This window comes from Bradyrhizobium sp. 160 (genome assembly GCF_023073735.1).
Taxonomy (GTDB): Bacteria; Pseudomonadota; Alphaproteobacteria; order Rhizobiales; family Xanthobacteraceae; genus Bradyrhizobium.
In genome coordinates, this window is record NZ_JADPKD010000050.1 from 23,872 (window position 1) to 34,753 (window position 10,882).

6 protein-coding genes and 1 pseudogene are annotated in these 10,882 nt (G+C 58.4%); all 7 read left to right on the forward strand.

Going from position 1 to position 10,882, the window contains the following annotated elements; translation table 11 throughout:
• Positions 1-6: 6 nt before the first annotated feature.
• Entirely contained in the window at positions 7-918 is a 912-nt protein-coding gene (locus tag IVA98_RS19440; RefSeq protein WP_247355340.1) for an ABC transporter permease, read from the forward strand.
• A 9-nt stretch (positions 919-927) separates the two neighbouring features.
• Positions 928-2,328 (forward strand): amidase, encoded by a 1,401-nt coding sequence (locus IVA98_RS19445; RefSeq protein ID WP_247355341.1) that lies wholly within the window; start codon positions 928-930, stop codon positions 2,326-2,328.
• Positions 2,298-3,281: a phosphotransferase family protein gene (locus tag IVA98_RS19450; RefSeq protein ID WP_247355342.1), complete on the forward strand. Its 984-nt coding sequence runs from the start codon at positions 2,298-2,300 to the stop codon at positions 3,279-3,281. Before IVA98_RS19445 ends, IVA98_RS19450 begins: the two co-directional genes overlap by 31 nt.
• Before the next feature lie 19 nt (positions 3,282-3,300).
• Positions 3,301-4,230, forward strand: a complete 930-nt coding sequence (locus IVA98_RS19455) for a phosphotransferase (protein ID WP_247355343.1) — start codon at positions 3,301-3,303, stop codon at positions 4,228-4,230.
• A gap of 145 nt (positions 4,231-4,375) precedes the next feature.
• Positions 4,376-5,602 (forward strand): Zn-dependent hydrolase, encoded by a 1,227-nt coding sequence (locus tag IVA98_RS19460; protein WP_247355344.1) that lies wholly within the window; start codon positions 4,376-4,378, stop codon positions 5,600-5,602.
• A 926-nt stretch (positions 5,603-6,528) separates the two neighbouring features.
• A pseudogene (locus IVA98_RS19465) lies at positions 6,529-8,574 on the forward strand (methyl-accepting chemotaxis protein).
• Between the two features lie 48 nt (positions 8,575-8,622).
• Positions 8,623-10,068 (forward strand): amidase, encoded by a 1,446-nt coding sequence (locus IVA98_RS19470; RefSeq protein ID WP_247355345.1) that lies wholly within the window; start codon positions 8,623-8,625, stop codon positions 10,066-10,068.
• The last annotated feature ends 814 nt before the right edge of the window (positions 10,069-10,882 follow it).

A 10,882-nucleotide genomic window follows, 5' to 3' on the forward strand; every position in this document is an offset into this window, starting at 1 on the left:
GTCGTCTTGGCCGCCGCAGCGCTGCCGGCGGCAATTGCGGTTCTTGCGCTATATTTCTTCTATAAGTCGCCGGTTTTCCTGACTCTCAACAACTGGATCAGCATCTCGGTGCAGATCGCAGCGCTGATGACGATCTCCATCCCATTCGCGATTCTGCTGATGGCAGGAAAAGTCGACCTCAGCGTAGGTTCCATGGTCGGCCTTTCGGGCGTGGTAGCTGGTCTCTCCTTTCCCAACCTGGGAATCGGCGGAACGGTCGCAGTGGTGTTGGCGGTGGGGCTGGCGATCGGGTTGCTCAATGGCTTTCTCGTGGGGGTCTTATCGATGTCGCCGATTATCGTGACATTGGGCGCCCTGACGTTGATGCGCGGGCTTGCGCAATGGTTGTCTCCATCTCCCTTGTTTGGGTTTCCCGAAGCCTTCACATTCGTTGGCTATGGCCGGCTGCTCGGGGTGCCTATCCTGACATGGATCATGTTATCGGTTCTTGCCCTCGGCCTGTTCGTGATGACGAGAACCCCGTTGGGGCGGCACGCGATCGCCATCGGCGTCAACGAGCGTGCGGCCTATCTCGTCGGCATTCGCGTCAAGCTGACCGTGATGCTGCTATATGGCGCTGTTGGTTTGGGCTCAGCGCTGGCCGGCCTGATGACGATCGCGCGCATCAATTCAGCCCCGTCGGGGACCTTGGGCGTCGGAGTGGAATTGAGCGTGATAACTGCCGTGCTGCTCGGCGGCGTGCCGTTTAATGGTGGCAGGGGCTCTCTCTTGCGCGTTGCTTTGGGTGTCTGGCTACTTGGGATGCTGTCCAACGGCTTCATTCTGATGAACATCCGCACGGAGGCCGGTCTGATGATCACTGGTCTGGTGCTTGTCCTGGCTGCCGGCCTGGATGTGCTCCGGACGCGCCGGGGCTGAGGAGGTGTGATGGTTTTGGAGGGGATATCCAAGCTCACGTTGGATCAGATGGTGCAGGGCTTCCGAGCGTGCACGATTGACCCGGTCGAGGTGATGGAGCTTACGCTCGAACAGATTGGCCGGGTTAACGACGAGATTAATGCGCTCTACGAATTGCGGCCCGACGAAAACCTTGCTTCAGCCAAAGCCGCAGCACGGCGGTATCGCGAAGGCCGACCGTCCGGCCCTCTGGACGGTGTGCCGGTCACCATCAAGGATTCCGTGCATGCGATCGGCACGCGCTGGCATCACGGCTCTCGCATCCATGCGGACGGCGTTGTGGGCACAATCGATGCGCCGCCCACAGAGCGCCTCAAGGCCGCCAACACCATTATCGTGGGCAAGGGTAAAATGCCTGACTTCGGCCTTAGCGGGTCGGGGGTTAGTTCTTTCCATGGCATCGTGCGCAATCCATGGGGCCTCGCATGGAATCCGGGCGGATCCAGCGCCGGGGCTGGCGCATCTCTTGCGGCAGGCATTGGCATGATGTCGGTGGGGTCTGATATCGCAGGCTCCGTACGGCTGCCGGCCAGCCATTGCGGATTAGCGGCGTTGAAGCCGACGCAAGGTATGATCGCGCATACGCCCGCTTCAGACATTCGATCGGCCGGACCGATGACACGGTATGCAGCCGATCTCGAAGCATGGCTGCGCGTACTTGGCGGGCTGCATCCATATGACCGTTTTTCACTCCCTGTGACCGAACCCGTTGAAGGTTTTGGCACAGCACGCATTGCCGTGTATCGATGCTTCGGCTTTGGTCCGCCGGTAGAAGAAGCAGTGCTCGACGTGCTCAATCGCGCAGAGCAAGCAGTAGCGGGTCTGGTTGGAAGGGTGACAAACCTCTCCCCTCCCTATGATTTCGACGCCTACCTGCCGATCGACGATATGTTCAAGATTCGTGGATGGCGTGAACACATCGGTGTGGCTGAGCAATTGCGTCAGCACACCCCGCGGCAACTGCTCGATTGGTTTGAGGAAGCACGGGACTGGTCGGCCGAACGGGTTGCGCGCTTCGAGGCCGGCGTAGCGCGCGGAGTGGCGCAGACGAATGCCCTGTTCGACAACAGCGATTTTCTGCTGACGCCGGTGATGCCGGTGGTTAACTTCCCGGCCGAAGACCGGGGGGTAGATCCGGCTATGCCGCTGCGGCACTGCACTTTCACCGCGATGTTCAACCAGTCGGGTCATCCGGCGGTGTCGCTCTGCGGTGGCGTCGATTCGCGTGGCTTGCCGGTTGGGGTGCAGCTCGTCGCGCGACGGTTCGACGATGTTCGGCTTTGTCGGCTTGCGGCGGCCTTGGAAGCTGCGCTTTGGCCCGGCGGGCCAGAGGCGCGCGAATGGCCGCTTCAGCCGCGCAAGCCGACGTGACGGAGGCGCTTATGGTCTTTACAGATCGCCAGGCTGTCGTTCGGAATCGCGCCGAGGCTCGCCTTGGCGGCTCGTTGGACAGTCTTGAAAGTCCGCTGACGGTGCTGGCCTCGCCGGCCTGGCGAGGAATCGAAGCCGACATCTGGCTTGCCCGGCGGGGCAATCAGTCCGAAGTCTACAAGCACTATCACACTGACCTTGCGCACTATGTGGATCCGCCAGCGGCCATCGCCGCGGCGAAAAGCGCAGGGGACGTCGGAGTCGGCCCACGCGTTTTGCAATCCTGGGAAGAGGATGGGCTTTTCGCGATGGAGTACCTGGGGAATGGGTGGCGGGCAGGCGGACTTCACGACAGCGCCAATACCGTCGTTCGCGAGGGGATCGTTGCCGCGAAGAAAGCTCTTCAGGCTGGGCCGAAGCTGTCAAGAGATGCAAATATCTTCAACGAGATTCGGGCAGCACATGCAGCGTGTACAACTCACAAGGCAAATCTGCCAAAGAATATAACAGCGTTTCTCAACTTCGCCGACAGGGCTGAACAGGCCATGTCACGGCTCGAGGTCGAGCGAGTGCCCTGTCACCGGGACGGCAACACTGCGAACCTCATGATTGGCCCCTCCAATGTGGTGCGGTTAGTGGATTATGATCTGGCGGCCAACGCTGATCCGTATGAGGACATCGGCTATCACCTGATGGAAGTTTTCGATCGCGAGCCAGAAGCGCGGGACGGCTTCGTCGAATGGACCGGTTTCTTCGAAGAAGCCTTGTTTCAGCGGGCCATGGTTTACGGAATACTCGACGATCTGCGGTGGGGTCTGATCGCCCTCACTATGGCCGCATCGTCGCCGCGCTCGACGCTCGAGTTCGCCAAATACGCCTCATGGCGGATGCTACGTTTCGAGATGACGTCACAAACTTCCACCGCGGGAGATCGCCTGCGACGATTGGCCTGAACGAGAAGGGGATTACAGGATGTCCGATACTGCGTCCAGTAAGCAGGTCGAAGACGCGATTGCTGCCGTCCCGGGATGGGACAGGACCAAGGTGACTAAACGTCCCTTGGTTGGAGGATTGCTCAATTCTAATTGGCTCGTTCATCATGCTGGTACCGACTACTTCCTGAAGGTATTTGGGGTTGGATCGGACAGTTTTGTTGATCGCAAGCTTGCTAACGAAGCAGCGTCCAAAGCAAACGCGATAGGCATCACGCCCCGTGTCGAGTTTTTCAGCCTCGAGAAGGGCGTCGAGGTCATCGAGTTCTTGCACGGGTATCGTGCATCAACGAATGCCGACTTCTCACGCAAGGATTTCCTATCCTCAGTGATCGACCTCTATCGGAAATTCAATGCATGCGAGCGCTTGTCCGTCACAAAAGACGTGTTCGCAATGACTGATGAGCATATCGAGCAAGGTGAGGCGCTGGGTGCTATCAGGCCCGCCGACTTCGAATTGTTGTCTTATCAGTATAACCGGGCCAAGGCCGCTTTCGTCGCCGCCGGCCTCGATCTGGTCCCCTGTCACAACGATGCGATGCCCGGCAATTTCATGGTCAAGATGTCCGAGCAGAATCAGATCGTGGACATGAAAATGATCGATTTTGAATTCGCCTCGAACAACGAGCGAGCGTACGAAATCGGCATTTTTCTGGGTGAGGTCTTCGTCGACGAGGAGACGACCCTCGAACTGATCGAGCAATATTACGGAACAGTGCGGCAGGATCTCGTTGCCCGGGTATGGGTGGCACGCGCCGTGGCCGACATGAAGTGGGGTTCGTGGGCAGTTCAGCAGAGGCAGATGTCCAACTGGGATTTCGACTACCAGAAATACGGCATCTGGAAATACGCGCGGGCACGCAAACTCTTCGACGATCCGAGATGGAATGACTGGTTGCGGCATATCTGAGCCTTTGAGCATGGCCCTCTCTATCATCGTGTCGAGCGCCCCATCCAAAGGTTACGTGCGGCAGGGCGATCACTAAATTTCCACCTTCCGGGCGGGACTGCCGGCTGGCCGAACTCGGAACGAATCGCCATATGGGAGTACAACTTTGAACGAATTGAATGCACTCATCGCGCGCTTCGCCAGAATTGGCGCGACTGAAGATGGCGGCGTCTGCCGCCTAACCGGTACTGCGGTCGATAAGGAGGCGAGAGATCTCTTCATTCGCGAGATCGTAGATCGAGGCCTTACTCCCAAAGTCGATGCGATCGGAAATCTCTTCGGCGTAGCAATATTGGCTCCGGAGTCCGCTGACGTCGTCTTGACCGGATCCCATCTCGACTCACAGCCAACCGGAGGACGATATGACGGGGTTTATGGCGTGCTTGCCGGCCTGCTCGCAGTGCAGGCTGTCAAAGAACGGTGCGCGGCTAACCCCGGCGCTGCCCGACGCAACCTCGCGGTTGTTAGCTGGACGAATGAAGAAGGGGCCCGATTTCAGCCGAGCCTGACTGGCAGTTCCGTGTTCACTGGTGCTTTGAGGCTGCAGGACGCTTATGCATGTGTAGATGGCGAGGGTATCCCCCTTGGGGAGGCGCTATCAGCGATTGGTTACCGCGGTACAACGCAGCTTGATCAAAATCCGGTGCGCTATGTCGAGGTGCACGTTGAGCAGGCCGATAGTCTGGAGAAATCGTCCGCCGACATTGCCGCTGTATCGGAATCATGGACGACACGAAAAATATCGGTGATGTTCGAAGGCGAATATTCACACACCGGATCGACGCCGATGGCGCTCCGCCGCGATGCGCTGCGCGCAGCCAGCCGGGCCATCGAGGCGCTGTACCAGGAGGTCGCGAATGAGAATGCTGGGGCGCACGCTGCTGCAGCGCGCATTAGCGTATACCCCAATTCGCCGAACGTCGTGGCAGGCCGTGTTCGGGTTTGGTTTGAGGTCCGGCATGAAGACGAAGCGGTGGTCTCGGCGATCAGCGACCGCTTTCTAAGGCGAATTGAGCGCGAGTCAGCTGATGTTAGAGTAGGCCTCTCGATCGCTGCAGACGAGAAGCGACTTGGGACGGCGCTCGACCCCGACGGAGTTGCATTGGTTCTTTCTGCCGCGGCAGATCTTGGCTACAAGGCTCTGACGCTCAAGACCAGCATCGGCCATGACGCTCTAGCGCTGCAGAGATGTGTTCCGTCCTCGCTGATCTTTGTGCCAAGCCAAGGCGGTCTCAGCCACAATCCGCGTGAGTTTACTGCGCCTGAGGCACTCGATAAAGGCTACGCCGTGCTGACGGAGGTGCTGTGGAACATGGTCACTGCGAAAGGGTGAGAGGATGGAAGGCTGGAAGAGCAACACCAATCGCACGAATTCACTCTCGTGCGGCACAAGGAGCGCGAATCAATTGAACGGGCATGCGAGCGGCGGGATATTCAGATGCAAGCCTCAGGATCAACGGTTTGTCGTGAGGTGGGCGTCTGGCGGCTTCCAGCGCAATTGAAGCAAGCCGTCCCCTAGATCGTCTGTAACGGTGATTCTGTGTGGTTTCGCTCAAGGCACGGAACTTTGAGCAACTGTTTAGGTGCAGTACATTCGGGCTCCCTCGGAGGCTCAGACCTTCGGTCCGCTTTTGCACCCTGCTAATGCAAGACAAACTTTGGAATGCGCTTCCACCTACAGCGTCCCGGTTTGTCAGTACATGCCTTAGGCAGTTGCGAGAGCAAGGCCAATCATATTGGTGATCGCACAACAGATGAGGGCGGCAAGGGCCCTGCTTGGTTGGGGACAAGATGACCTTGCAGAGAAATCCAGCGTCGCGATCTCAACCATCCGCAGACTCGAAGCTTCGAGCGGGCCCCTGCGTGCTCACTTTGAGACAATCGCGAAAATCCGTCGCGCACTTGAAGAGGCGGGAATCAGATTTAGCGACGAACCGCATCCAGGTGTCTCCCTTGCGCAAGGTAACCAGAATTTTCTCGACTGATGCCGTCAAACCTCGTCTTCCTCGGTCCCCGGCGGCGAAAGGAGATGCATTTTCAAAAGAGTATATTTGATATTGGAACAAGTATTACAGCGTCGACTACTGGTATTATAAGTATTTCATTGTCAGCTGCCGAACGAAGGCAAGTGTTGACGATGCTTCATCACTCGGCTTTACATCATTTTATTTATTCTCATCTAGATTCCGCAGCCGATGCCGCACAACGGGCCATCGTGCCGCGCGGCCTTCTGAAGACAATGGCGGGGGATTTTCGCATATGGGTTTGCTCAAGGAGCACGATGGGCACAAGCAGCGTAGACCCGGCTTGCTTTCAAATCTGAGATTTCGCGTCAAGATTATGCTGGGCTTCGTTGTGGTGCTCGGTCTATCGGCGGTCAGCATGAGCATCGCCTATTTCGGCTTCGAGCGCATTTCGATTGGTGTCGCCTCATACCACGATATCGTTGCAGAGAGCGAGACAGCCCGCGACATCGACCGCGAACTCACCGCCTACGCATTGTTGGCTCGTTACTATGCGGTGACCGGAAATGCCGCCGACGAGACCGCCGTACATGAGGCTGAGAGTACGTTGCGCCAGGTCATCTAAAATATTGAAAGCACAGTCAGCCCGGAGAACAAGCAAAGATTCAACGATATCGCGGCAAAATCCGAGGAGTTCGGCAATCTGTCCGGGCGTGTCGTAAAGCTCAAGATCAACAATGACGAGATCAGCAAGCAGTTTCTGCGGCTGAGCAACTACCTCCGAAATCGGCTTGAAGATCTCTCCAATTCGGCAGCACGCGAAGGCCAAGCCGATCTGTCGCCAGCGGTGAAGGAGCTCGCGGCTCAAATCGCCGCGGTCGCCACCAGCATCAACACTTACGTTGCGCGGCAGGATCAGGCGATTGCCAGCAGCGCGACCGCTCGTATGAACCTGATCAAGGGGAATCTGGCAGAATTGACCTCCAGCAATGAGAACCTGGCCGCCAAGATCAAGGAGATCTCGTATCAGTTCGACACCTACCAGTCCTCGTTCGATAAATTCTTGCAAAATGTGGTCGCCCTGAACGGCCTTGTATCAAACATGACCGATGCCGCGCTCGCGATGAGCCAAGAAGGCAAGACCGTGAAGAATGCCCTGCTAGCCCAGCAGCAACTCGTATCGGCGCAATCGCTCTCGGTCGCCAACGATACAAAGCGTTTTGTCACCTTTCTTGGCGTCGGTGGTCTGGCGTTCGGCGTCATTTTAATTTGGATGTTGGGGCAGGGTATCTCACGACCGATGATCGGCATGTGCCGAGCGATGCGCGAGCTTGCCTGCGGCAATTTCGAAGTGGTGCTGCCTGGACTCGGCCGCAAGGACGAAATCGGCGAGATGGCGAGTGCGGTGGAAGAGTTCAAGATGCAGCCGGTGGCAAAGGCAGAGCGGGAGGCATCCGAACGTGAGGAGCAGAATGCGGCCGCCAACCGCACGCGCCGCGCTGAGTTGCACCGCTTCGCCGATAGCTTCGAGGCCGCGGTGGGCGCCATCGTCTCCAACGTGTCGTCCTCGGCAAACCAACTTGAGAGTGCCGCAGGCTCCCTAACGCGCACAGTCGAGACGACGCAGGATCTGTCCGGTCGTGTGGCGGGCGCCTCCGAACAAGCCTCAACTAACGTGCAGGCGGTGGCCTCTGCCACCGAAGAACTGTCGGCCTCAGTGCGGGAGATCGGTCGCCAAGTCCAGGAATCTGCCCGTATCGCGAATGCCGCGGTGATGCAAGCCGAGGAGACAGATGTGCGGATCGGCAAACTGTCGCGCGCTGCACAGCAGGTTGGCGAGGTGGTCAAGCTGATTACTGCGATTGCCGAGCAGACCAATCTCCTGGCGCTCAACGCTACCATCGAGGCGGCGCGCGCGGGTGATGCCGGCCGTGGCTTCGCTGTAGTCGCAACCGAGGTGAAGTCGCTCGCGAGCCAAACTGCGAAGGCAACCGATGAAATATCGTCGTACATCACCGACATGCAAGCAGCGACTCAAGAATCGGTTGGGGCGATCAAGGAGATTGGCGGGACCATCGGACAGATCTCCCAAATTGCTTCCACGATTGCTGTCGCCGTCGAACAACAAAGCGCGGCGACTCAGGAGATAGCGCAGAATGTGCAAAACGTTGCGCACGGCACCCAGGAAGTCGCTACCAGCATTACGGAGGTCAACCGCGGTGCCGGTGAAACCGGCGCGGCTTCTGCCGAGGTGCTGAATTCAGCGCAGATTCTTTCGGTGGAAAGTACACGGTTGCGCGAGGAACTCGACCGCTTCATGGCCAATGTACGTGCAGCGTAGGCCGCCAGCCCTTCGTACAACCGAACAGCAGACCATTTGGAGGACGATATGGGAGACGTAACCCAGGATCTCGTGAAACTGTATGCGGAGTCAGACGCGCTTGCCATTGGTGAACTCATACGCAGCAAGCAGGTGAAGGCGTCTGAGATCATCGAGACCGCTATCCATATCATCGAACGCCTTAATCCGAAGCTGAACGCGGTGGTCATCGAGACCTTCGACCTCGCGCGCTCCCTGAGTTCGGCTCCGAACAAGGGGCTGTTCGCTGGGGTGCCATTTCTCTTGAAGAACTTGGGCACGATGTGGAAGGACACGGCCCTAACCTTCGGGACGTCTTACCTCAAGGATTTCGTCTGCCCTGTTGATTCGGAAATCGTTCGGAAGATGAAGGCTTCCGGCTTAGTCCCAGTAGGCCGCAGCAATACGCCAGAATATGGCTGGTGCATCACCTCGGAGCCGCGTCTCTACGGCCCGACGGTCAATCCCTGGAACCCAGGCGTCACCGCAGGCGGATCGAGCGGCGGCTCGGCAGCGGCCGTCGCCGCACGGATCGTACCGATCGCGGAGGCCTCCGATGGCGGCGGTTCCATTCGCGCGCCCGCGTCGTGCTGCGGTGTTCTTGGGCTGAAGCCCTCGCGTGGACGACTGAGCTATGGTCCTCACGAAGCCGACATATGGTTCGGCAGTCTCTATTTCCTCTGCAATACCCGCACCGTACGTGACACCGCGGCTTACCTCGACGCCGTTTCCGGAAATCTTCCGGGCGACCCTTACTACGCGCCGCAGCCGGAAAAAGGCTGGCTTGTCGGACTTTCCGATCGCCCGCGCAAGCTGAATATCGGCTATACGCTGCGTGCACCCTGGGGCGCGCCCGTCGCGCCGGAGGTCAAGGCCGCGGTCGAAAATGCGGTGAAGCTGTTTGAGACCCTGGGGCATACGGTCGAGGAATACGACATCAAGGCCGACATCGAGGCAGCCTGGTGGTGTTACAACGACATCATCGCTGTTGAGACATTTACCGAGTTCACGCAGCACGCGAAAATCGTTGGGCGTCCGCCGCAGGAGGAAGACCTGGAGCCCTTCAACTGGTCGATGTTCGAATATGCCAGAATCCTTTCGGCGCTAGAATATTCGGCGAGCATCGGTGCGGTGCGTAAGGCGGGGCAGTCCATTGCTGCCGAACTCGCGGCCTTCGATGTCTTCGTCAGCCCGACGCTGACCCAGCCGCCGCGCCCCGTGGGCTACTGGTCGATGAGCGATGGAAACCGCGAGCGCTACCTGGATCGCTGGTCCGACGCGGCCTACATGTTCTCGCACAATATTTCCGGCCTGCCGGCCATGTCGATTCCACTTTTTCTGGCCGATGGCGATACGCCGATCGGCATTCAGATTGTGGGCCGCCACGGTGACGAGGCAACCCTCCTGCGGCTTGCTGCCCAAGCGGAAGAAGCCGAGCCGTGGATCGGCCGCAAGCCGGCGATCTGCGCAATCTGATGCTCTGGGCTCGGGAGTTTTGAGCAATTGTTCTGGTGACCGAAGAGGATCAGTGACCGTCATTGTCGAGGTGCATCTGATGGTGCAACCTCGGCAGGCTTCAGCCCGTTCTGAGAATACCGCGATGACATCGGCAACGAGTTGGTGAAACGTAACCCTTGAAACATCCGTTAGGCAAGAGAAATCAATAACTTGGAGGGTTTCGGGCGCAGAGTTACCCGTTCTGACCAGTTATGCAGCCAGCCTAGGAATTTCCTGTTCTACCAATCGCAATAATCGGGTGTTGCGCCTCCCCACAACCACCGGTTCTTGCGATATCGGCGCAGCCGAACCGGAATGCTCGTCTTTAGGTGACTCAAGCAAGCGCCTCCCTTGATCAGCATCATCTTCTTGGGGGCGAGTCAGTGGTCCATCCGATCAGCCGAATGCTGCATCAGCTTCGTGCGCTAGCCGATCAGCGCGAGCGGCCCGTGCCTTTTGAACAGACCCTCCACAGTAGAGTTATCTAACCTTCTTGGAAATGAGGAGGAGTTGCAGGGCAGCGAGGATCGAGACCTCGCTGATAGTCGAAGCCCGCTTGAGCAGCGGTCGCGCGTCGCAGGGGGCACTTTGCGTCCGCGTTATTAGTCAGGGGGGCGACTGGTTCGAGCGCAGCCGCTTGGTATCTCCACGACTATTTGTCAATATCGTCGAACACCGAGCGCTTGGTGGCGATGGGAGTGGGAGCCGGAGCTTCCTCCTTCTTTTGCGTCACGATGTGCGTCCAATCCGCTTCGTCTTCCGAGCCATCCTCCTGCTCGCGTTTGCGCTCTTC

Coding starts and splice junctions, on each gene's coding strand:
- IVA98_RS19455 (WP_247355343.1), top strand. CDS start 3,301: ATGTCCGATACTGCGTCCAGTAAGCAGGTCGAAGACGCGATTGCTGCC.
- IVA98_RS19450 (WP_247355342.1), top strand. CDS start 2,298: ATGGCCGCTTCAGCCGCGCAAGCCGACGTGACGGAGGCGCTTATGGTC.
- IVA98_RS19470 (WP_247355345.1), top strand. CDS start 8,623: ATGGGAGACGTAACCCAGGATCTCGTGAAACTGTATGCGGAGTCAGAC.
- IVA98_RS19445 (WP_247355341.1), top strand. CDS start 928: ATGGTTTTGGAGGGGATATCCAAGCTCACGTTGGATCAGATGGTGCAG.